Origin of the sequence: Streptomyces viridiviolaceus (assembly GCF_014650995.1) — a bacterium.
Taxonomy (GTDB): Bacteria; Actinomycetota; Actinomycetes; order Streptomycetales; family Streptomycetaceae; genus Streptomyces; species Streptomyces viridiviolaceus.
In genome coordinates, this window is the sequence record NZ_BMWA01000014.1 from 166,187 (window position 1) to 187,477 (window position 21,291).

At 71.3% G+C, this 21,291-nt stretch carries 19 protein-coding genes; 7 read left to right on the forward strand and 12 right to left on the reverse strand.

Features of this window, described 5'->3' with window-relative positions:
* Positions 1 to 6: 6 nt before the first annotated feature.
* From IE260_RS21940 to IE260_RS21955, 4 genes are all read right to left on the reverse strand, one after another.
* The gene (locus IE260_RS21940) at positions 7 to 1,659 is read right to left on the reverse strand and encodes an amidohydrolase (protein WP_229881027.1); all 1,653 of its coding nucleotides are present in this window, start codon (positions 1,657 to 1,659) and stop codon (positions 7 to 9) included.
* Positions 1,660 to 1,707: 48 nt separating this feature from the next.
* Positions 1,708 to 2,979 (reverse strand): amidohydrolase, encoded by a 1,272-nt coding sequence (locus IE260_RS21945; protein ID WP_189874447.1) that lies wholly within the window; start codon positions 2,977 to 2,979, stop codon positions 1,708 to 1,710.
* Entirely contained in the window at positions 2,976 to 4,220 is a 1,245-nt protein-coding gene (locus IE260_RS21950; RefSeq protein ID WP_189874449.1) for an MFS transporter, read from the reverse strand. The genes IE260_RS21945 and IE260_RS21950 overlap by 4 nt, the downstream gene beginning before the upstream one ends.
* Before the next feature lie 188 nt (positions 4,221 to 4,408).
* Entirely contained in the window at positions 4,409 to 5,152 is a 744-nt protein-coding gene (locus IE260_RS21955) for a class II aldolase/adducin family protein (protein WP_189874597.1), read from the reverse strand.
* A gap of 232 nt (positions 5,153 to 5,384) precedes the next feature.
* Between IE260_RS21955 and IE260_RS21960 the strand changes: the two genes are divergently transcribed.
* The gene (locus tag IE260_RS21960; RefSeq protein ID WP_189874451.1) at positions 5,385 to 6,005 is read left to right on the forward strand and encodes a TetR/AcrR family transcriptional regulator; all 621 of its coding nucleotides are present in this window, start codon (positions 5,385 to 5,387) and stop codon (positions 6,003 to 6,005) included.
* Positions 6,006 to 6,091: 86 nt separating this feature from the next.
* On the opposite strand, the gene IE260_RS21965 is transcribed toward IE260_RS21960, so the two are convergent.
* Genes IE260_RS21965 through IE260_RS21985 form a run of 5 tightly spaced genes read right to left on the reverse strand, consistent with a single transcriptional unit; the run spans position 6,092 to position 10,431 of the window.
* Positions 6,092 to 6,514 (reverse strand): VOC family protein, encoded by a 423-nt coding sequence (locus IE260_RS21965; protein ID WP_189874453.1) that lies wholly within the window; start codon positions 6,512 to 6,514, stop codon positions 6,092 to 6,094.
* On the reverse strand, positions 6,511 to 7,305 hold the full coding sequence (locus IE260_RS21970; protein WP_229881029.1) for a triose-phosphate isomerase: 795 nt from the start codon (positions 7,303 to 7,305) through the stop codon (positions 6,511 to 6,513). The genes IE260_RS21965 and IE260_RS21970 overlap by 4 nt, the downstream gene beginning before the upstream one ends.
* Positions 7,272 to 7,733: a ribose-5-phosphate isomerase gene (locus IE260_RS21975; protein ID WP_189874455.1), complete on the reverse strand. Its 462-nt coding sequence runs from the start codon at positions 7,731 to 7,733 to the stop codon at positions 7,272 to 7,274. Before IE260_RS21975 ends, IE260_RS21970 begins: the two co-directional genes overlap by 34 nt.
* Positions 7,733 to 9,463 (reverse strand): dihydroxyacetone kinase family protein, encoded by a 1,731-nt coding sequence (locus IE260_RS21980; protein WP_189874457.1) that lies wholly within the window; start codon positions 9,461 to 9,463, stop codon positions 7,733 to 7,735. The genes IE260_RS21975 and IE260_RS21980 overlap by 1 nt, the downstream gene beginning before the upstream one ends.
* Entirely contained in the window at positions 9,460 to 10,431 is a 972-nt protein-coding gene (locus tag IE260_RS21985; RefSeq protein WP_189874459.1) for a sugar phosphate isomerase/epimerase family protein, read from the reverse strand. Before IE260_RS21985 ends, IE260_RS21980 begins: the two co-directional genes overlap by 4 nt.
* Before the next feature lie 195 nt (positions 10,432 to 10,626).
* On the opposite strand from IE260_RS21985, the gene IE260_RS21990 reads away from it, so the two are divergent.
* The 5 genes from IE260_RS21990 to IE260_RS22010 all read left to right on the forward strand — a co-directional run bounded on the left by IE260_RS21990 (position 10,627) and on the right by IE260_RS22010 (position 15,714).
* Positions 10,627 to 11,361 carry a GntR family transcriptional regulator gene (locus IE260_RS21990; RefSeq protein WP_189874461.1) on the forward strand — a complete coding sequence of 245 codons (735 nt, stop codon included), beginning with the start codon at positions 10,627 to 10,629 and terminating at the stop codon, positions 11,359 to 11,361.
* A 207-nt stretch (positions 11,362 to 11,568) separates the two neighbouring features.
* Complete coding sequence (locus IE260_RS21995; protein ID WP_229881031.1) at positions 11,569 to 12,534, forward strand: tripartite tricarboxylate transporter substrate binding protein; 966 nt, start codon at positions 11,569 to 11,571, stop codon at positions 12,532 to 12,534.
* Positions 12,531 to 13,079: a tripartite tricarboxylate transporter TctB family protein gene (locus IE260_RS22000; protein ID WP_189874463.1), complete on the forward strand. Its 549-nt coding sequence runs from the start codon at positions 12,531 to 12,533 to the stop codon at positions 13,077 to 13,079. Before IE260_RS21995 ends, IE260_RS22000 begins: the two co-directional genes overlap by 4 nt.
* Positions 13,076 to 14,716 (forward strand): tripartite tricarboxylate transporter permease, encoded by a 1,641-nt coding sequence (locus IE260_RS22005; protein WP_189874465.1) that lies wholly within the window; start codon positions 13,076 to 13,078, stop codon positions 14,714 to 14,716. Before IE260_RS22000 ends, IE260_RS22005 begins: the two co-directional genes overlap by 4 nt.
* Positions 14,713 to 15,714, forward strand: a complete 1,002-nt coding sequence (locus tag IE260_RS22010; RefSeq protein ID WP_189874467.1) for a 4-hydroxythreonine-4-phosphate dehydrogenase PdxA — start codon at positions 14,713 to 14,715, stop codon at positions 15,712 to 15,714. Before IE260_RS22005 ends, IE260_RS22010 begins: the two co-directional genes overlap by 4 nt.
* A 425-nt stretch (positions 15,715 to 16,139) precedes the next feature.
* Here the strand turns inward: IE260_RS22010 and IE260_RS22015 are convergent, their stop codons facing one another.
* The gene (locus IE260_RS22015; RefSeq protein WP_189874469.1) at positions 16,140 to 16,610 is read right to left on the reverse strand and encodes a hypothetical protein; all 471 of its coding nucleotides are present in this window, start codon (positions 16,608 to 16,610) and stop codon (positions 16,140 to 16,142) included.
* A gap of 63 nt (positions 16,611 to 16,673) precedes the next feature.
* Entirely contained in the window at positions 16,674 to 17,891 is a 1,218-nt protein-coding gene (locus IE260_RS22020; RefSeq protein ID WP_189874471.1) for a NucA/NucB deoxyribonuclease domain-containing protein, read from the reverse strand.
* A gap of 710 nt (positions 17,892 to 18,601) precedes the next feature.
* Here IE260_RS22020 and IE260_RS22025 point away from each other — a divergent pair.
* The gene (locus IE260_RS22025) at positions 18,602 to 20,449 is read left to right on the forward strand and encodes a glycoside hydrolase family 15 protein (RefSeq protein ID WP_189874603.1); all 1,848 of its coding nucleotides are present in this window, start codon (positions 18,602 to 18,604) and stop codon (positions 20,447 to 20,449) included.
* A gap of 18 nt (positions 20,450 to 20,467) precedes the next feature.
* On the opposite strand, the gene IE260_RS22030 is transcribed toward IE260_RS22025, so the two are convergent.
* On the reverse strand, positions 20,468 to 21,196 hold the full coding sequence (locus IE260_RS22030) for an SMI1/KNR4 family protein (protein WP_189874473.1): 729 nt from the start codon (positions 21,194 to 21,196) through the stop codon (positions 20,468 to 20,470).
* Positions 21,197 to 21,291: the final 95 nt, after the last annotated feature.

Genomic DNA, 21,291 nt, shown 5'->3' on the forward strand with positions numbered 1-21,291 from the left:
TTTCCATCAGGACCACGTCGGCCGGCCGCCGAGGTAGGCGGCGGCCACCGCGACCTCCCCCCGGAAGCTGTCCGGGCCCACGACACGCGGGTCCGCGGTCAGGACGACGAGGTCGGCGCGCATTCCCGCGCGGAGCATGCCGATCTCGTTCTCCAGGTGCAGCTGCCATGCGGGGTTGACGGTGACGGCCCTCAGGGCCTCCTCGACCGTGAGACGTTCGGCGGGGCCGTGCACACGGCCGCTGGTATGGCTGCGGCGGGTGATCGCGGTGGCGACGCTCGAGAGCGGGTCGGTCGGGGAGCAGATGCCGTCGTTGTGGAGGGAGACCCGGTGGCCCGCGTCCACGGCGGAACGGGCGGCCATCCAGCGGTCGGCGACTTCGGGGCCGAACAAGTCGTCCGCCAGCACGTCTCCCCACCACCGTACGTGGTCCATGAACAGGCTGACGGTGGCTCCGAGCCGGGCGGCGCGGCGGTACTGGTCCGCCGTCACGGCGCCGCAGTGCTCCAGGCGCGGTCGCAGCGTGCGCAGCCGCTCGGGATCGTCGGCGGCCGCCTTGCCGTAGGCGTCCAGGACGGCCTCGAAGGTGACGTCCCCGTGCACGTGGCAGGCGACCGGAAACCCCTGAGCGCTGAACGCGAGGGTGAGGGCGGCGAGTTCGTCCGCGCTGTAGTTCATCGAGCCGTGGGCGCAGTGGTCGAGGCCGATGCGGAGGGTGGCGTCGTTGTCCTTGAAAGGGAAGCTGGTGGCGATGCTGCCCTGCCAGGGGGTGCCGTCGGCCCACAGTTTCATGCCGGATACGCCGAACATCGCCCGCGCCGGGGCGTGTCCGGCGAACCGGCGGTCGGGATCGGCGGCGAGGTCGGGCGTCCCCATGACGTAGGCACGCACTCGCACCTCGGAGTCCGGATGTTCTGCGGCGGCGCGCAGCGCGGGCAGCAGCCGGGGTTCGGCGGCCATCTCCGTGACGGTGGTGATGCCCGCGCGCGCATGACGGGAGAAGGCCCAGCGCAGGGCGGCCTGCACGTGATGGTCGTCCAGGCGGTCGTCGGCGACGGTGTTCATCAGCGCGATGACGGCCGCGCTTTCGTGCGCCTCGCCGGTGGGCTCGCCCTGCGCGTCGCGGACGAAGCGTGCGCCGGGCGGGTCGGGCGTGGCGGCGGTGATTCCAGCGGCGTGCAGTGCGGCTGTGTTGCCGTACGCCGCGTGACCGCTGTTGGAGACCAGCACCAGGGGTGCATGCGGGCTGATCTCGTCGAGCGTCGCGCGGTGGGGTGGGTCGAGGTCTCGCTGGAGCAGAAGGTCGATGCCGTACGCGCCCACCGGCCGGCCGGGTGCCGATGCCACGGCCGCGCGGACCGTGTCGTAGACCTCCCGCCCGGTCGGCACGGTGAAGGGGCGGACGTCCACGGCGGGCGGCGCGATGGCCAGGCCCATGATCGTCGGGTGCCCGTGGGCCTCCACGAACCCGGGCATCAGCGTCCGGCCCTCGAGGTCCACGACGTCGGTGCCGGAATCGCGCAGGGGCAGTACGTCGCGAGCGGAACCCAGGGCGACGACGGTGCCGTCGCGTACGGCAAGGGCCTCCGCCTCGGGGGCGGCGGGATCCATGGTGAGGATCGGACCGCCGGTGAAGATGCGTTGCGGGGCGTGGGGCACGGAAGCGTCTCCTGTCCTGCTCGTGTGCTCGGTATCCGGATCGCGCCGTCAGGCGGTGGGCGGCGCCAGCCATGGCGTCGACGCGACGAGGAGGTAGCGGACGCCCAGTTCGATGGTCGGGTCGGGCAGCGGCGCGAACAGCGGGGAGTGGTTGTGCGGTGTCTCCGGCGGGATCCCGTCCTCCAGCAGGTCGACGCCGCTGAAGGCAGCGGGGTCGAGGCCACCGAACGTCCAGTACACCGATGGCGCGCCGAGCAGGGTCCCGAAGGCGCCGAAGTCCTCGCTGCCGGTGAGCGGTCGGGGAAGGTCGATCACGTGGCCCGGCCCGAAGACGGTGCGGAACCGGTGCCGGACGGCCGCGGTGGCCTCGGGGTCGTTGACGGTCACCGGGAAACTGCTGAGGACGGTGGTCTCGGGTTCTTTCGGTGCCGAGGAAGCGGTGGCTTCGGCGCGGACGGTCCGCTCGACGGCCTCCAGCAGTCGCCGGCGCACCGCGGGCGTCGCACTGCGGATGTTGATCCTGAGGTCGGCGGTGTCGGGAATGACGTTCTCCCGGGCCCCGGCGTGCAGTGACCCGACGGTGACAACGGCCGCCTGGTCCGCACTCACCTCCCGTGCGACCACCGTCTGCAGACGCATCACGGTGGCGGCGGCCATGACGACCGGATCCACGGTCGCCGCAGGGGTGGATCCGTGCCCTCCGCGGCCGTGGAGGCGGACGGCCAGGCTGTCCGAGGCGCCCATGACCGATCCTGGGCGGGTGGCGACCAGGCCCGCGGGAGCGGGTGCCACGTGCTGGGCCAGGCAGACGTCCGGGTGCGGGAAGCGCTCGGCGAACCCGTCCTCGATCATCGCCGGGGCGCCGCCGACCTCCTCCGCCGGCTGGAAGACCGCGACGACCGTGCCCCGCCAGGCGTGCCGGTTGGCGGCCAGCAGCGCGGTGGCGCCCAGCAGGCACGTGACGTGCACGTCGTGGCCGCAGGCGTGCATCACGGGCACCTCCGCGCCGTCCGCGTCCACCGCGGTCCGGGTGGAGGCGTAGGGAAGACCGGTCGCCTCCCGTACCGGCAGCGCGTCCATGTCGGCCCGCAGCAGGACCACCGGTCCGTCACCGGAGGCGAGGACGCCGACGACGCCGGTACCGCCGACGCCCTCGGTGACCGCCCAGCCCTGTTGGCGCAGACGGGCAGCGACGATCCCGGCGGTGCGGAACTCCTGGTGGGACAGCTCGGGGTGGGTGTGCAGGTCGCGGTAGAGGGCGTGCAGGGCGGGCAGTTGCCGGGCCAGGCCGGCGAGGAGTGCCGTGCATTCGGCGGTCACGAGGTCTCCTTCTCGGGAAGAACGGACCTGTCGGCCCGGGGCGTGCGGTGACGGAGGGCGGCGGTGAAGGACTCCGTGTCCTGCGGGGTGGCAAGGGCGACCAGCGCCGTGAGGACCGGTCCGAGGGCCAGGACGGCGAAGGCCGCTTCGAAGGACACGGCGTCCGCGATCACACCCAGCACGGGTGGTACGACCATGCCGGCGACCTGCCCGCCGAAGACGATGACGGCGCTGCCGACGCCGACGAGCCCCGGGGGGAGGCTGCGCAGCGGCACGGCGAAGATCGGCATGTAGCACAGGGAGGCGGCGAAGATGGCGACCGTGCCGCAGGCCACGGAACCGGCCAGGCCGGGGGAGACTGCCATGAGGCACAGGGCGGGCGCCGAGACCGACATGGCGGGCACGATCACCTTGCGGTGGTGGCCCTCGAGCCGGTCGGACAGACGCCCGCCCAACAGGGTGCCCAGGGCGGCGGCGAGGGAGGGCACGGCCATCAGAACACCGGCGGAGGTGAGGGAGAGTCCGCGTTCCGTGCTGAGGTAGGAAGGTATCCAGGTGCTCAGCCCCCACGCGACGGTGGAGTACCCGAAGAGCATCAGGGCGAAGCGCCACAGAACGCCGATGCGCAGGACCTCCCGCACAGGGACACCGTCCGACGGCCGCACGATGTCCTCGGTCCGTTCCGCAGGGGCGGGCAGCCACCACCGCACCGCGAAGTACACCAGGACGCCCAGCAGGGCGGCCGAGACGAAGGCCCAGCGCCAGCCGACCAGGGCCGCCAGGGGCGGAACGGCCAGCGGAGCGACGACCGAGGCGATGGAGTTGGAGCTCATGATCAGTCCCTGGGCACCCATCCGCTCCGCGAGGGACGTCCGTTCGACCAGCGCCTTCATGGACGCGGACGGGAAGATGCCCTCGGCCGCCCCGAAGGCGAAGCGCACCAACAGCAGTGCGGTGAAGGACCAGGCCAGACCGGTGAGCGCGGTGAACAGCGACCAGGCCAGCAGGGCCCAGCAGGTGACCCGCTTGGCACCGAACCTGTCGGCCAGCATGCCGCCGGGAATCTGAGCGGCGGCGTAGGCGACGAAGAACACGGAGACGACGAGCCCTTGCCGGCCGAGGTCGAGATCGAACTCGTCACCGATCGTCGGCAGGATCGTGGCGATGGCGAGCCGGTCGACATAGTCGATGAACCATGCCGCGAACAGCAGCACCACGGTGATCCTGACCTGCGCGCTCATCTTCGGCCTCGCCGCGCGGGAAGGGGAACGGAGGAAGGGCACGGTGATCCTCTCTGAGGTGGCCGCGACGGCGGGCCGGTGCGCCGCCGCCGTGGTCCGACGGGGCGCTGCACGCGGCGGCGAAGGTCATGGCCGTCCGGGCGGCGGTGAGTGGCCACGGCCCGCACGGCCGTTGTGACGGCCGTCGGTCAGTCGAAGAGGTCCGGCTGATCCTCGGTGATCTGCTCCCACAGCGGTCGCAACTGGAACCACCCCGACAGCGGGCTGCCGATCTGTTCGCGCACCTGAAGTGCGGTCTCCCGGTCGATGGCGTACGGGGTACCGGCCGCCATGGCCAGCAGCTGCGCCTGGCAGGAGCGCTCCATGGTGATGAACCACCAGGCGGCCTCGGCCACGCTCTGCCCCACCGTCAGCAGGCCGTGGTTGGCGAGGATCACGGCCTTGTGGGGGCCGAGCGCCGCGCCGATCCGCCGGCCCTCCTCCGTGTCGTTGACGACGCCGCGGAAGTCCTCGTAGAGCCCGTGGTCCTCGAAGAACGCGCAGGCGTCCTGGGTGATGGGGTCCAGCCGCCGGCGCAGTGCGGAGAAGGCCTTGCCGTGCACGGAGTGGGCGTGGGCCGCGGCGACGGCGTCCGGGCGGGCCTTGTGCACCTCGGAATGGATGCAGAAGGCGGCGCGGTTGACCGGGTGGCTGCCTTCGACGACGTTGCCGGCATGGTCGACCAGGACCAGGTCGGAGACCCGGATCCGGCTGAAGCTCATCCCGAAGGGATTGACCCAGAACCACTCGGGGTTCCCGGGGTCCCGCGCCGTGATGTGGCCGGCCACGCCCTCGGCGAACCCGAATCTGCCGAAGAGGCGGAACGCGGCCGCCAGTTCCTGTTTGCGGTGCAGCCGCTCCTGCTCCACCGAGTCGAACCGGGGCGGGAGCATCGCCTGGAAACCCGGCGGCACGGGTCCGATGCCGATGTGCGGTGCAGCGGTGAACGTCTCCAACGAGGGCCTCCTGGTGAGAGCCGAAGGGGATGCGCCGGTACGGAGCACGGCCCGCGTCAGAGGCAGCCCCGTACGAATACGAACCCGTATGGGATACAGGCCTGTATCCCATACGGTGTTGTATCGTGAGGGGGGCACGCCAAGGTGTCAATGGCCGGGGAGGAACGACTTGCCGAAGGGACCCACCAAGCGCCGTCCGCAGACCACGGCACGGCTGCTGGAAGCGGCACAGGAGACGTTCGCCGAGCGCGGCTTCTACGGCTCTTCCATCGAGGTGATCTGCGAGCGGGCGGGACTGACCCGCGGGGCGTTCTACTCCAACTTCCGTACCAAGGAAGATCTGTTCTTCGCGCTGTTCGACCTGCACGGGCAACGCGTGGTCGACCGCCTGACACAGGCGGTCGACGAACTGGACACGGCCGAGGACCCGCTGCGGACGGTGCTCACCCGGATGGGCGCCCTGGACGAGACCGAACGACGCTGGTACCTGCTGTCCACCGAGTTCACTCTGCACGCCATCAGGCACCCCGACACGGCCCGCACCCTGGCCGAACACGACCGTCGCCTGCGCGAGGAGATCGTCCGCCTCCTGGCCGGCCTCTTCGACCGCCTCGGTCGCAGACCCACGGTCGACCTGGATTCGCTGGCCCGCCTGACCACAGCCGTCCACGAGGGCTCCCTGGCGCAAAGCCTCGTCGAACCGGACCAGCTGGCCCCCGAGGAGCTGGCCGTCACCTACCTGCCGATGCTCGTCGACCTGGTCTCCGAGCCGGTGGCGCCGGGGCCCTGAAACCTCTTCAGCAACTTGCGTTCACCGGCGCACACGGCGGAGGCGGACCGGGTCGGCCCCACTGGTGGGTCGCCGCTCGGTCCGCGTCACGGTCGCCGGGGCCGCGCGGGCGGCCCGGCGTGGGCCTGTACGAGTTCGACGTGCGTGCCCTCGGGGGCGGTGGTCAGGAAACATGCGTCGCACCCCCGGCCGCCCGCGAACACGGGGGCGGGGTCATCGAGTCGTGCCAGGGTGCGGGGGAGGGAGGTGACGCGGAACGCGATGTGGTGCAGACCCTCGCCGTGGGTGTCGAGGAAGTCCTGCACGGCGTTGTGGCGAACCGGTTGCACGAGCTGGACGTACAGGCCGCCGGCGAGCAGGTAGGCGAGGCGGGACCCGGGCTCCTCGGCCACCTCGTCGTGGACCAGCGGCAGTCCGAGGACCTTCGTCCACCACGGCAGCGCGGCGTCGATGTCCCGCACCGCGTAGGCGACGTGGTCGACGCGGTCGCCCGAGACGAGCCCGGTCATGCGGCGGCCTCCACATGGCGTCGTGCCGTCTCCACGAGCGCCAGATAGCCGTCGACGTGCCAGGCGGCCCTGCCCACGAACAGCCCGCCGACGCCCGGGACGCAGAGAAGCCGCGACGCGTTGCGCGGGTTGACGGAACCGCCGTAGAGCACACCCGCGACCCGGTCGCCCCACTCGGCCGCCAGCGCCAGGTGCACGTCGGCGATCTCCCTCGGGTCCGGCTCGCGGCCGTGCTCGCCGATCGCCCACACCGGCTCGTAGGCGATCAAGGCCCGCGAGGTGTCGGCCAGACCGTCGAAGGCGGCGGCCACCTGATCCAGCACGTACTGCGCCGAGCCACCCCGTGCGAGGACGTCGGCGCTCTCACCGCAGCACACCAGCGGGGTCAGCCCGTGTCTCAGGGCGGTCGCCACCTTCAGGGCCACGGTCGTGTCGGTCTCCCCGAAGTGCTCGCGCCGCTCCGAGTGGCCGATCTCGATGATCCGCGCCCCGGCGTCCGCGGCCTGCACCACCGAGATCTCCCCGGTCCACGCGCCCTCGTCCGCCCAGTGGGCGTTCTGCGCGCCGGTCAGCACCCGTGGATCGTCGCCGAAGACCGCCGACACCTCGGCCAGGGCGGTGGCCGAAGGGACGACGAACGGCTGGACGCCGGGGACACCCCCGCCGAGCGCCGAGCGCAGGCGGGTGGCGTACGCGACCGCCTGCGCCCGGGTCTTGGTCATCTTGAAGCTGGTTCCGATCCACAGCACGGGGCAGGTCACCGGTCCCCGGCCGAGGGTTCGTAGGCGCACAGCGCCGCCACCTTCGCCGCCGACGGCGAGGAGGTGTCGAAGGTGTACGTCAACCACTCCCGGACCAGCCTGCGGGCAAGTTCCAGTCCGATGACGCGCTGCCCGAGGCACAGCACCTGGGCGTCGTTGGAGAGGACGGAGCGCTCCACGGAGAAGGAGTCGTGCGCGGTGACCGCACGCACGCCGGCGACCTTGTTGGCGGCGATGGCCACGCCCAGACCGGTGCCGCAGACCAGCAGCGCGCGGTCGGCCTCGCCCTCGGCCACCTTGCGTGCCGCCTCGACCGCCACGTGGGGATAGTCGGTGTCCTGGCCCGAGGCGACACCGACGTCGATGACCTCGGAGACGGCGGTGTGGGCGGCGAGGTCCCTCCGGAGGGCCTCCTTGTAGTCGAAGCCCGCGCTGTCCGAGCCGACGACGATGCGCATCAGCGGTTCTCCTGCCGGAAGTAGGGGGTGAGGGCGGTGAGGATCAGGGCGAGGGAGACGGCACCGGCATCGGGGGTGCCGAGGCTGCGGTCGCCGTGGGTGCGGGCGCGGCCCCTGCGGGCGGGGATCGTCGACGTGGCCTGCGCGGCCCGCTCGGCGACCCGCGCGGCGTCCGCCCAGGCGGCGGCGAACCCGTTGTCGCCGAGCACCTCCTCCAGGCGGTCCGCGAAGGGAAGGGCCGCGTCGACGAGGGTCTTGTCCCCCGGTCCGGCCCCGCCCAGCCGGCGCACCGCGTCCACCGCGGCCCGTACGCCCGCCGCGAGCCGCGCTCCGTCGGTGGCGCCCGAATCCCCGAGCACCGAGCCGAACGCGGTCAGCGCGGCGCCCCACAGGGCACCGGACGTGCCACCGCCGCGCTCCGCCCAGGCGGCCCCGGCCCGGGCCAGCACCGTACGGGCACCGCCGCCGAGGCGGACCGCCTCCTCGGCGGCCGCCGCCGCGGCCTCGGCGCCGCGGCGCATGCCGAGGCCGTGGTCGCCGTCCCCGGCGACGGCGTCGATGTCGCCGAGCCGCTGTTCGTGCGCGACGACCGTGTCGCGTACGGTCCTGAGCGCCTCGGCGATCCGGGTACCGAGCGCCCGGGAGCCGGCGTCCGCGGGGACGACCGCCGGCACGCGGCCGGCGGCCGTGAGGTCGTCCGTGCGGTCCGGGCGGCGGGCGAGGTGCCCGCGGCGGAACGCCGGGGTGACCGCCGGGGCCCGCCACAGTGTCTCCAGATCCGCGTCGAGGAAGGTCACGGACAGCGAGAGCCCCGCCATGCCCAGGCTGGTGACCTGTTCGCCGACGACCGGGGCGACCACCGTCAGACCCTCCGCCGCCAGCCGCTCGGCGACGCGCCGGTGCACCACGTACAGCTCCTCGTACTTGGTGGCACCGAGTCCGTTGAGGAGGAGGGCGATCCGGTCCGAGCCCCCGACCGCGCCCGCGGCGTCCGCGCGTTCGGCGAGGACCCTGTCCACCAGCAGGTCGGCGACCTCGTCGCCCGTCGGCAGCGGTCGTTCCTCGATGCCGGGTTCACCGTGGATGCCCAGTCCCACGCCCATGTGTCCGCCGGCGACGGTGAACAGGGGGCGGTCGGACCCCGGGAGCGTGCAGCCGTCGAAGGCGAGGCCGAGGGAGCGGGTGGCGGCGTTCGCCCTGCGCCCTGCCCGTTCCACCTCGTCCAGGGGGCGCCCTTCCTCGGCCGCCGCGCACAGCATCTTCAGGACCGGCAGGTCGCCACCGATGCCCCTGCGCATGTCGGGCCGGCCGGCCGGTGCGGAGGCGATGTCGTCCGTGACGGCGAGGACGCGGACGTCGATGCCCTCCGCACGGAGCTGTTCCGCCGCCTGCCCGAAGTGGAGGACGTCACCGGCGTAGTTCCCGAAACCGAAGACCACCCCGCCGCCGTTCTCGGCGGCTCGCGCCACCGAGCAGATCTGAGAGGCGGAAGGGGAGGCGAAGATGTTGCCGCACGCGGCACCGTGGGCGAAGCCGGGTCCGACCCAGCCGGCGAAGGCGGGGTAGTGGCCGGTGCCGCCGCCCAGGACGACGGCGACCTGTCCGGGAGGCGTGGCGGACGCCCGGACCACACCGCCGTGGAGGGCGCGTACCTCGTCGGGGTGGGCGGCCGCGAAACCGGCGAGGGCCTCGTCGGCGAAGGCCCGGGGGTCGTTGACGAGCAGGGTCATGAGGCGTCCTCCCGTCGCGCGGCCTCGATCGCGGGGAGCTTCGCGGCCAGCAGGCGGCGCAGGTAGTCGCGGTTGCCGGCGGAGACGCCGAGGCCGTCGCCGCCGTAGTGCTCGGTGCAGATCGGCCCGTCGAAGCCGGCCCGCAGGGCGAGGTCGAGGGCCCGGCGGTAGTCGATGACACCGCCCTGGAGCGGCGCGGGCACCGCGAAGTAGGCGCCGGTAGCCGGGTCGAAGTCGCGGTGGTAGTTCTTGACGTGCCAGTAGTTGACGTGGGGCAGGACCGGGCGGAGCAGCTCCTCCCAGTGCGGTACCGGGCGGTGCAGCCGGACCAGGTTGCCGATGTCCGGGTTGATGCCGACGTTCGCCAGGCCGATGTCCCGGACGAGCCGTACGGCGGTTGCGGGGTCGCCGAGATAGGTGTCCTCGTACATCTCCAGGGACAGGCGCAGTCCGTGGCGGGCCGCGCGCTCACCGGCGGTGCGCAGCCGTTCGACCGCCAGGGACCAGGTGCGGGGGTCGTCCTCGGGGTCGCTGCCCCCGGGCTCGTGCCAGAACCAGACCGCCCGCCGCTGTGCCTCGGTGAGCGGCCGGTGCAGTCCGGCGCACACCACGGTGGTGCCGAGTTCGGCGGCGGCGTCGACGGTGCGCAGCAGGTAGGCGAGGTTGGCCGCGGCGACGGCGGGGTCCGGGTCGATCACGCTGCGGCGGGTCACCGAGATCGCGGAGACGCCGAGCGCGTGCTCCTTGAGCACACGGGCGAGTTCGCACAGCCGCTCGGGGGAGAGGTCGCCGGGGCGCAGCCAGCTGTCCGTGAGATCCACGTGCCGGAAGCCCTCGGTGGCGACCTCGTGGAGGACGGCGGCCCACTCGGCGGGAGGCGCTTCCTGGACGGGGCGACCGTCGGCGGTGGTGTCGGGGAACTGCAGGAGTGCGGCACCGATCGGCCAGTCCTGCGCGGTGTGGGGCATGTCGCCTCCGGGTCGTTGGGGGGCTGGGCAGCCGTGCGAGCGCGGGCGGGTTCGCGGGATGTCCACGGCGACGTGGCCTGAGCGTGGCCCCGTATCGGCCGGGAGCTTGGATCGTAGACCCTATAGGATCTTTTCGGTAGGAGTCTGGTGCGACTCCTTGGCGTGACCTGCCGCCGCGCTAGGATTGGCGACGAGATGACCAGCAAAGAGACCAGCGCCGGCAGCGGACGGCAGCGCTCCCGCACCCCCGTGGTGCCGCGCCGTGCCCTGCGTGACGGCGTGTACGACGCGATTCTGGAGAAGCTCCTCGACGGCTCCGCGCCGCCCGGCAGTTCGCTCGGCATCGACTCCCTGGCGCGCGAGCTCGAGGTGTCGCCGACCCCCGTGCGCGAGGCGCTGGTCCAGCTCGAGCACACCGGCCTGGTGACGCGGACGGCGCTGAAGGGCTACCGCGTCGCGCCGCCGCTGTCGCCGGAGCAGCTCGCGGAACTCTTCGACATGCGCGGCATCCTGGAGGTGGCCGCGGTCGAACGGGCGGTGGCCCACACCGACGACCTGCTGCCGGAACTCCGGGCGGCGCACGCCCGGCACGTGCTCGCCGCCCACCGGGTGCGCAAGTTGCGCGGTGCGGAGGGCCAGCCGACCGACTTCGCCGATCTGCGGGAGTACTTCGCCGCGGACTGGGAGTTCCACCTCACGATCATCCGGGCCGCCGGCAACCGTTTCCTGTCCCAGTCCGTCGAGTCGCTCGGCACCCACGTGCACCGGCTCCGGCAGACCGTGGACCACGGCACGATGGACCTGGAGCAGGCCATCGACGAACACGCCGCGATCCTGGCCGCCTTCGAGACCCGCGATCCGGAGCGACCGCGTGCCGCCATGCGGGACCACCTCGCCGCCGTGGCCCGCCGGGTGTCGGCCGACGGCTGACACCGCCACCTCCGTCCCGTCCGGCCGCGGGGAGCAGGGGTGGACACCCCGCTCCCCGCGGCCGTTTCCCTGTCCGGTTCTTTTCGTCCGGACTCTTGCCAAGGCTTCCGGCACGCCCTAGCTTCATCCGCATATCCAATAGGATCTCTGATGTCGCGGGGACGGCGACACGGAGAACTTCCTCCCCCGTACGCGAGAAGGCTGCCGATGAAGCCACCTCTGCGCATGGCGCTGGCCGTCACGAGCGCCATCACATTGCTCTCCGGATGCTCAACCCTGAACGCGAGCCCTCCGGTGCCCGACGACTGGACACCCCGTGGTTCGGTGTCCGCCCTGGTCGCCTTCGCGCCGGGAGGCGGCAGCGACCGCTCGGCGCGGGTCATCGCCCAGAGCCTCAACGAACTGGAGGCGGGCTTCGACGTCAACGTCGAGAACAAGGAAGGCGGCTCCGGTGCCGTTGGCTGGGCCACCTTCATGGCGGAGAAGGGCAACGGCAACGCCCTGCTGGTGGCCGAAAGCGCGCTGAACACCCTGCCGATCGTCTACGACGTGCCGTTCACCTACCGTGACTTCACCCCGCTGGTGATGTTCGCCCGGGACTCCCGCATGGTCGTCGCGGGCAAGGACTCCCCGTACGACAGCTGCAAGGAACTCGTCGAGGCGGGGAGAAAGAAGCCCGTCAAGACGGGCTCCAGCGGAAAGACCGGAGCCGACTCCCTGGTCGTCGCCGAGTTCAAGAAGAACGGCGGCCGGTTCTCCGTCGTCCCGTACGGCTCCACCGGAGAGGTCCTCACCGGCCTGCTCGGCGGCCGGATCGACGTCGCTCCCGCCAGTGCCGCCGCCGCCAAACCCTACCTGGAGAGCGGCGACTTCAAGGCGCTGTGCACCCTCACCGCCAAGCGCTACGACGACCCGGTGCTCAAGAAGGTCCCCACCGCCCGCGAGCAGGGCCTGGACGCCGAAGTGACCATCTGGCGCGGCGTACTGGCCCCCGGCGGGGTGGACGAGGTCCAGCGCCGCTACTGGATCGACGCCATCCACCGGGCCATGCGGTCCGGCACCTACCGGGACTACATCGCGAGCGACCTGCTCATTCCCGCCGATGTCGCAGGTGACGACTTCGAGAAGTACCTCGACACCTACGACCGGCAGATGAAGGAGGCGCTCTCGTGAGCGGCGCCGGAAGTGCTCCCGTCGCGCCCGCCCGCGCCAGACGGCCCGTCCTCGCCGCGCACTGCGTGCTCGCCGCGTTCGGCGGCCTGTTCTTCGCGGGTTCCTTCGCCTACCCGTGGACCAACCCGGAGGACGGCACGATCGGCGCCGGGGCCCTGCCGCGCGTCGCCGGTCTGCTCCTGCTGCTCATCGGACTCGGCCTGGTGTGGCAGGAACTGCGCGCCGGCTCCGTCCTCGAAGGCGACGGACACGTCGAGGAGAGCGTCGGACAGAGCGACGGGGAACGACGTGCGACCCGCCGCAAGCTCGTCGTGGTGACGGCCGCCATGGTCGTGACCGCCCTGCTGATCCCCGTACTCGGCATGCTGCCTGCCCTCGCCGTGATGACGCTCTTCCTGACCGCCGTCGTCGAGCGGATGCGGTGGCCGGCCGCCCTCGCCACCTCGGTGGGCGTCCTGGTCGTCTCCTACCTCCTGTTCATCGTGGTGCTTCGGGTGCCGCTGCCGTTCGGTCTCCTCGACCCCGCCCTGTGGAGCAGCCCGTGATCGACCACATCGTCACCGGCTTCGGTGCGGCCCTGAGCGCCGAGAACCTGCTGTGGTGCTTCGTCGGGGTCCTGCTGGGCACCGTCATCGGCATCCTGCCGGGCCTCGGCTCGGCCACCGGCGTGGCCATCCTCATCCCGATCACCCTCACCTTCGACCCGCTGACCGCGCTGATCATGCTCGCCGGCATCTACCACGGCTCCCAGTTCGGAGCCACGATCACCGCCATCCTCATCGCCACCCCGGGCGAGGCGTCCTCCGTCGTCTCCACGCTCGACGGCTACCGGATGGCCCGGCAGGGCAGGGCGGGGCCGGCCCTGGCCATCTCCGCGCTCGGCGCGTTCGTCTCGGCGATGGTCTCGCTCTTCGCCCTCGCCTCCGTCGCACCCTTCTTCGCCCGGCTCGCCCTGGACTTCGGCCCGCCCGAAATGCTGGCCGTGATGATCCTCGGTCTGTGCACCATCGTGGTGTTCTCCGGCCGGAACCTGCCGCTCGGCATGGGCCTGGGCCTCGCCGGCATCCTCATCGCATGCATCGGCATCGACGTCGGCTCCGGCACACCCCGCTACACCTTCGGCCAGATCGACCTGTTCGGCGGCGTGCCCTACGTCGAGGTGATGATCGGGCTCTTCGCGGTCGGTGAGCTCCTGAACCAACTGCACCTCGGCATGGCCGAGCCCATCAGGGCGCGCTTCCGCGACCTGCTCCTCACCAAGGAGGACATCAAGCGGGCGACCCCCGCGACCGCCCGCGGTACCGTGGTCGGATTCCTGCTCGGCTGCCTTCCCGGCGCCGGCACCACCCTGGCCTCCTTCATGGCGTACGGAGCGGAGAAGCGCTTCTCCAGGAACCGCAAGAAGCTCGGCACCGGCGCCATCGAGGGTGTCGTCGCTCCCGACGCCGCCACCAACGCGGCGTCCAACGCCAACTTCGTACCGACACTGGTCCTCGGCGTCCCGGGCGGCGCGACCACCGCGGTCCTGCTCGGGGCCTTCCTGATCTACGGCATCCAGCCCGGACCGCTGCTGTTCGAGAACCAGCCCACGCTGGTGTGGGGCCTGCTCGCCTCCTTCTTCATCGGCAACGTCATCCTGCTGCTGCTGAACCTGCCGCTCGCCCCGCTCTTCGCCCAACTGCTGCGCATCCGGTACGCGATCCTCTACCCGTTGATCATCGTCACCAGCCTGATCGGCGCGTACTCGGTGAAGAACAGCATGCTCAGCGTCTGGATCGTGATCGTCTTCGGTCTGGTGGGCTACGGCATGAAGCGGCTCGGCCTGCCCGTCGCCCCCCTGGTGCTGGGCCTGGTCATCGGCCCCCTCTTCGAGAAGGCTCTGGTCCAGACGTCCGCCCTCGGTGAGGGCGCCGTGCTCCCGCAGATCACCGGCAGCAACGTCGCGCTCGGCATTCTCTGCCTGGCGCTGCTGCTCGTCGTCGGGCCCGTGCTCGTCAAGGCGGTGCGCGGACGGGACGCTTCGGAGAGCACCGGGGACGAAAGGGTCCCCGTGACGGCCGACGGTGCCACGGACGCAACGGCCTCGGACGTCGTGGCGTCGGCCGTCGCCGCGTCGCCGAACGAATCCTCCCTCGACACCCCGAACCCCGATCGCACCCCGTCCCAGGAAAGGCAGCCATGAGCACCGCCACGAACCGCCCCCGCATCGCCGTCACCCTCGGTGATCCGGCGGGCGTGGGCCCCGAACTGATCGCGAAACTGCTCTCCCGCCCGGAGAACACGGCGGCCGCCGACATCGTCCTCATCTCCGACGAGACCGAACTGAAAGCCGCCGGCGAGGACGCCGGTGTGGCCGTTGCCTACGCCTCCGACCCCGCGGCGGGCGTTCCCGTCCTGCACGACAACAGCGCGGGCCGGCCCGTGGAGGTGTTCACCCGCCGGGAGCCCACCGAGGCCGGCGGGCGCTGGGCCCTGGACAACCTCCGGATCGCCCTGGGCATGGTCAAGCGAGGCGAGGCGGACGCCATCCTCTTCGCACCGCTCAACAAGACGTCCCTGCACCTGGCGGGCATGACGGAGAACGACGAACTGCGCTGGTTCGAGGACGTGCTGGGCGTGGAGGGCTTCACCTCGGAGCTCAACGTCCTGCCCGGGCTGTGGACCGCGCGCGTCACCTCGCACGTCTCCCTCGCGGAGGTCGACGCGGGCATCACCCACGAGAACGTCGTCAGGGCCGGCCGCCTGCTGGACCAGGTGCTGCGCGAGTCCGGCCTGCAGGCGCCCCGGATCGGTGTCTGCGCGCTGAATCCCCACGCCGGGGAGAACGGCAGGTTCGGCCGCCACGAACTGGACGTCATCGCGCCGGCGGTCGCCGGCCTGAAGGGCGAAGGCATCGACGCCAAGGGGCCGTTCCCCTCCGACACGATCTTCCTGAGGGCCAGGGCGGGTGAGTTCGACGGCGTCCTGACCATGTACCACGACCAGGGACAGATAGCGATGAAGCTGATGGGCTTCGACGGCGGTGTCACGATCGCCGGCGGACTCCCGGTTCCCATCTGCACTCCGGCCCACGGCACGGCGTTCGACGTCGTCGGCAAGGGCATCGCCCACACGGGTTCCATCCAGAACGCGTTCGACCTCGCGGTCCGCATCGGCGGCCGCAGGGCGGCGACCGCATAGGTCCTTCCCGGAGCTGCACCAGGTGCCCCGGGCACCACGGCGAGCGCGTCGCCACGGCCGAGGCCGTGGCGACGCGCTTCCGCACGCCGTCGCACCACGGCGGCCGTGCCGCGCATCTCGGGCGGGGTGACCGCAGCCGCTGAGGCTACGCAGTTGCTTGGATCGCTCCTGCCGTTCACCCGCATGGCCGCCGGCGTGAGCACCGTCAGCCGAGGGGTGCCGGGGCGGCGCACACGATCCAGCCGAGGCCGGCGTGTCGGACGCCGAACCATCTGAGGTGGACATGTAAATCGATCTGCTCGACGCACTGACGAACCGGTCGGGCCGTTGGACGCCGGGCTCAGGAGCGAGCCTCACGCGGACGAGCCCCCTGGACCTCGTGCCAGGGGGCTCCCCGCTCCGGCCTGTGCGGCCGATCACCGCCGTCAGCCGGACCAGAGCTGAAGCAGCCATTCCTCCGTTCCGCGGAAGAACAGCTCGCCGGCCGCGTGCCGTTGCTGCGCCCGGGCGCGGCCCCGGCTCGCGGCGCGCAGCCGGTACGTACCCGGCCCTCCGAGGTCCAGCACGTCGCCCGCCGGAAAGCCGTCCGACTCGTTCAGCTGCACCCTGCCCTCGGTGTGCAGCTCGAACCGCACGCTGTCGACGGTGTCCCACTGGCCATCGAGCGCCGGCGGTTCACCGCTCCAGTACTGGATCCGTACCTCCGGGCAGTGGTCGGTCGTGCCGCATTTGAAGACCGCTCCGCCCGGCCCGGCCAGGACCGTCCAGCGCCGGCGCGCGCTCACGCCGGAACTCGCCGACTGCGGGTCGGCGCCGTCTTCCAGACCTCGCAGGAAGAAGGTGAAGTAGGAGATCCGCGGCCAAGCCGTGCGCTCTTCACGCACCTCGACGGACACCGGTCCGCTCACCTCCTTCCCGCTCCGCGCGACGGGCTGCCGGTCGGCACTCCCGCCCTTCGGTCAGCTCGTGATCCGGACATAGAAGGGATCGGAGTCGAGGATACGGTCCTCCTTGTAGAAGGTGTTGATCTTCTCGCCGCCCTTGCCGTTGTCCGCCGCCGGAATGGCCTTGGCCACGAAGTTCTGGTGCGGCGGATTGGCTCCCGCGCTCTGGTCGGTCGAGGCGAAGGGGTACTCGTCGCACTCCAGGCCGCGCCCGGCGTACCCCGGCCAGTACTGCTGGCAGACCGCGCGCACCCGGGTGCGGCTGCGGTCCTGCTGGGCACGGTCGTAGTAGTTCCGCGTCAGCGGCTGACCGCTGTCAGGGGCACCCGGAACCTCCTTGGCGGCATAGGCCGGCACCGTGCGCTCGGGGCGGTACTGCGCGTCACGTATGTTCCGCGCGGTCTGCCGCACCTCGGGATCCCGGATGCTGATGCTGCTCATCACGGGGATGACGACATCGAAGACGCAGGCGCTGCTGCGCCCGGGTATGTAGCTCGCCGAGTCGCACCGGTGGCCGCCGCGACCGGTGGTGATGGACCTGGTCCGTCCGTCCTGGTAGATGGCGGTGAACTCCTGAGTGATGTCGTAGTACGCCTTCAGGTCGGGTGCGTCACCGCCGTGGGCCGACCGGAAGAAGTGGTACGAGCCGCGGTCCCGCAGCCAGTCGGTGAGCGGGGCGGTGCGCCCGTTGCCGAACTCGGCCTCGCACGCGGGGTCGTCGCCGAGCGCCCGGCAGTGGATCTCGTGGCGCATGCTCAGACCGGAGACGTCGCCACGCACCTCGATCTGGTCCAGGAGAGTGCCGTAGTAGATCCGGCGCTGGTTGTCGTAGCCCTGCCCGATGGTGGTCGCGCGGAAGCTGAAGGACCCGACGTTCCAGCACCAGAACAGCCGGCACTGGCGCTTGTACAGGGTCTGCCGAGTGCCCTGGCAGTGGAAGAAGTGGTCGATCGTCCACCCGTACTCGCGGTACGTTCTGCTGTTCTCCATGCAGACGTTGATGTCCGGGGTCTGCCGTTTGGTGCTCGGTCCCTCGTCCGATCCTTCGCGCAATTTGCGCGAAGCCTTCACACGCTCCGCCATGTCCTCGGCGCTCTCCTGCGGTAGGGCTTTGCCGGCCCGGCGGTTCTCAGGGGCGAACGAGGATGCCCGGCTGTCGCGCGGGGCGGGGTCGCGGCTGACGAAGGCGAACTCGGTGGTGGTGCGCTGACCGGCGGCGGAACTGGCGGCCACCCGGTCGGGGGCCGCGGGCGCAGCCCCGGTGACGGGTGGCTCGGCCGCGCTGACCGGTGTACTTAACAGAACCGATAGGCCGATCGCGCCGAGCGCGGTCAAGAACCTGCGGTGCGTTCGGTGTTGCACGATGACGTCCTCCTGCCGAGTGACGTGTCACGTCGCTCGGGGCAGGCGCACTCCCCCGAGAGACGCCATGTCCATGACCGAATTCACGCTAGTGACGAGAGCGACCGCTGCCTTCCTCCGGCGCGGTAAATGGCTTGTTTTTCGCAAACAGCTGTCTGAGGCTGATGGGTTACCTGTGGTAACCATGAGGGTCGCCGGAGGCTCCCGCGGTCCGCGCGGAGCCCTGCCGGGTCCATCCGGACCGGCTGGGGCCCGGTTCGTCCGGGCAACGGTGCCACGCGACAGCCCGCTGCCCGGGGTCCGGCCGGCCGCGGCCGTGATCGACGCCGGGAGGAAGGCCGCCGTACCCCGACGAACCGGCCCGAGACGGACTCGGGCGACGACGACTTTCCGCTTGATCGGCCGATCATGTCCGGACCGACTGCTGTGGCCGTAGCCGGTGGCGCGGCCCGGGTCTGTTCGACGCGGTTGATCGCCGCTTCGGATCTCCCCGCACTTCTGCGAATGGTTAGCCTGAAGAGTGGAGCGGCGGCTCAGGGAGGTCTGACATGACCAAAGAGGCCAAAGCGATCGTCGGCGCGATGAGCGCAGCAGGTGGATCCCGCGGCAGTGGCGCGGCCCGGCCCCGTCACATGCCGGTCGCGGAGCACGGCCTGATCGGCGATCTGCGCAGCGCGGCGCTGGTGGACAGCAACGGCACCATCGACTGGTACTGCTGCGGGCGCTTCGACGCGCCCAGCGTGTTCGCCTCGATCCTGGACGCCGACCGCGGTGGGTCCTTCGAGCTCGGCCCGGATGCGTCGACGCACACGAAGCAGTTCTACTTCCCCGACACCAACGTGCTGATCACCCGCTTCTTCGCGGACGACGGGGTCGGCGAGGTCCAGGACTTCATGCCGGTCGTCGACGACTCGCGTGAGGCCGACCGGCACCGGCTGATCCGCCGCGTGGTGTGCGTGCGAGGGGCACTGCCGTTCCGCGCCCGGGTGGCCCCCCGCTTCGAGTACGGGGCGCAGCCGCACGCCGTCCAGGTGCAGCACGGCCAGGCGTTCTTCGAATCGCCCTCCCTCACTCTCGCACTGACATCCAGCGTGCCGATCGAGGTGGCCGGCTCCGACGTGTGGTCGCTGTTCAAGCTGCACGAGGGCGAGTCCGCCGTCTTCGCCCTCGACAGGGTCGGCGCAGACGTGTCACCCCGCTTCTGCCCGCTGTCCGAGGCGGAGGAGCAGTTCAACGCCACCGTGGGGTACTGGCGCCGGTGGCTGTCCCAGTCGCGGTACCGAGGCCGCTGGCGGGAGACCGTGCACCGCTCCGCCCTCACCCTCAAGCTGCTCACCTACGCGCCGACCGGCGCCATCGTCGCCGCCCCGACCACCAGCCTGCCCGAACAGCTCGGCGGCGAGCGCAACTGGGACTACCGCTACGTGTGGATCCGTGACGCCGCGTTCTGCGTGTACGCGCTGCTCAGGCTCGGGTTCACTCACGAGGCGGAGGCCTTCATGGGGTTCCTCTCCGAGCACGTCTGCCTCCGGACGACCGAGGAGACCGGCCTCACCGGCCCCCTGCAGATCATGTACGGCATCGACGGGCGCCGTGAGCTGCCCGAGCGCGAGCTGTCCCATCTCGGGGGACACCAGGGCTCGGCGCCCGTCCGGGTCGGCAATGACGCCGTTCATCAGCTGCAGCTGGACATCTACGGGGCGCTCCTCGACGCGATCTATCTCTACGACAAGTGGGGACAGCCCATCTCCAGCGGTCACTGGGACGACGTCAGTGTGCTGGTCGACTGGCTGTGCGACCACTGGGACCAGCCCGACGAAGGCATCTGGGAGACCCGGGGCGGACGCAAGAACTTCCTCTACTCGCGCCTGATGTGCTGGGTGGCGATCGAACGGGCCATGCGGCTGGCCCAGCATCGCGGACTGCCGGCCGACACGTTGCGGTGGGCGCGGGCCCGGGACGCGATCTACCGGAGGATCATGAGCCGTGGCTGGTCCGCCGAACGGCACGCCTTCGTCCAGTACGAGGACGGCCAGGTGCTCGACGCGTCCTTGCTGATGATGCCGCTGTCGAAGTTCATCTCGCCCACCGACCCGAAGTGGCTCGCCACGCTGGACGCCCTGGGCGAGGACCTGGTGTCCGACTCGCTGGTCTACCGCTACGACCCGCAGGCCAGCCCCGACGGGCTACGGGGCGAGGAGGGCACGTTCTCGATCTGTTCGTTCTGGTACGTCGAGGCGCTGACCCGCGCCGGCCGCCTGGACGAAGCCCGACTCGCCTTCGAGAAGATGCTCACGTATGCCAACCACCTCGGGCTGTACGCCGAGGAGATCGGCCACACCGGGGAGCAGCGCGGGAACTTCCCCCAGGCCTTCACCCACCTGGCCCTCATCAGCGCGGCCTTCAACCTCGACCGCAGGCTCGGCTAGGGCCAAGACCTCCGGCGTCTACGTCAGGGCTCGGCCGACGGGCACGAACCCCTCCCACTGCTCTTCGTCCATCTCGCTCGGGGCGATCCACGTCAAGGCGCCGCCGCGCAGGCACGGCACCTCTCCGTGCCGCAGCGCCGTGCGGGTGGTGAGGGCGCGGGCGAGGTCCTCGAGGTGGTCGACGAGGTGGGTGTCGGTGACCTCGGGCATTTCCGCGTCACCCCAGGTGCCGAGGTGACCGTGTGTGGGGCCGTCGTTGGCGTCGACGAATACGCCGAACATGCCGGCGTCGAGGGCGTCTGCCATGAACGGGACGTATCGTCGCAGAGGATCACCGCCGGGGACCGTGTCTCCGTGGATCTGCCACGCGCAGCCCACGGCCTCGTCGAGGCGGAGCCAGTTGTAGCCCCAGTGGATGCCGCCGGGCCCCATGAACCCGGCCGCCTTCCACTTGCCCTCCCAGGCGTCTGACCGGTCGTCCGGCGCCTTCGGCAGGGGGCCGTCTGCGTGCGGATGGCCGCCGAAGTCGTCCTGATGACAGCCGAGCTGCCCGTCGTGACGCAGGTAGAGGGTACGCATCACGAGGGGGAGTCGGCACCCCAACTCCCCCTCCGCGACGCTGATCTGCTCCTCCGTCGCGCCGGCCCGCAAGTAGCCGTGGGATTGCGGCGCATGGCGTTCCATCCACGCCTCGATGGTGTCCCACGCAGTGTTGGTGCGGGCTATGAGCTCTCCGTGTCTGGCCATGGCCCCGCATGATACGGAGCACCACCACCGGTGTGGTGGGCCTGACACCGATGTCGCCGGTCGGATCCGGGTGGCCCCCGTCGGAACTTCTGCGC

Coding starts and splice junctions, on each gene's coding strand:
- IE260_RS21995 (WP_229881031.1), top strand. CDS start 11,569: ATGAAGCCACCTCTGCGCATGGCGCTGGCCGTCACGAGCGCCATCACA.
- IE260_RS21965 (WP_189874453.1), bottom strand. CDS start 6,514: ATGACCGGGCTCGTCTCGGGCGACCGCGTCGACCACGTCGCCTACGCG.
- IE260_RS22010 (WP_189874467.1), top strand. CDS start 14,713: ATGAGCACCGCCACGAACCGCCCCCGCATCGCCGTCACCCTCGGTGAT.
- IE260_RS21955 (WP_189874597.1), bottom strand. CDS start 5,152: ATGCTCCCGCCCCGGTTCGACTCGGTGGAGCAGGAGCGGCTGCACCGC.
- IE260_RS21985 (WP_189874459.1), bottom strand. CDS start 10,431: ATGCCCCACACCGCGCAGGACTGGCCGATCGGTGCCGCACTCCTGCAG.
- IE260_RS22025 (WP_189874603.1), top strand. CDS start 18,602: ATGAGCGCAGCAGGTGGATCCCGCGGCAGTGGCGCGGCCCGGCCCCGT.
- IE260_RS21980 (WP_189874457.1), bottom strand. CDS start 9,463: ATGACCCTGCTCGTCAACGACCCCCGGGCCTTCGCCGACGAGGCCCTC.
- IE260_RS21950 (WP_189874449.1), bottom strand. CDS start 4,220: ATGAGCGCGCAGGTCAGGATCACCGTGGTGCTGCTGTTCGCGGCATGG.
- IE260_RS22030 (WP_189874473.1), bottom strand. CDS start 21,196: ATGGCCAGACACGGAGAGCTCATAGCCCGCACCAACACTGCGTGGGAC.
- IE260_RS21975 (WP_189874455.1), bottom strand. CDS start 7,733: ATGCGCATCGTCGTCGGCTCGGACAGCGCGGGCTTCGACTACAAGGAG.
- IE260_RS21990 (WP_189874461.1), top strand. CDS start 10,627: ATGACCAGCAAAGAGACCAGCGCCGGCAGCGGACGGCAGCGCTCCCGC.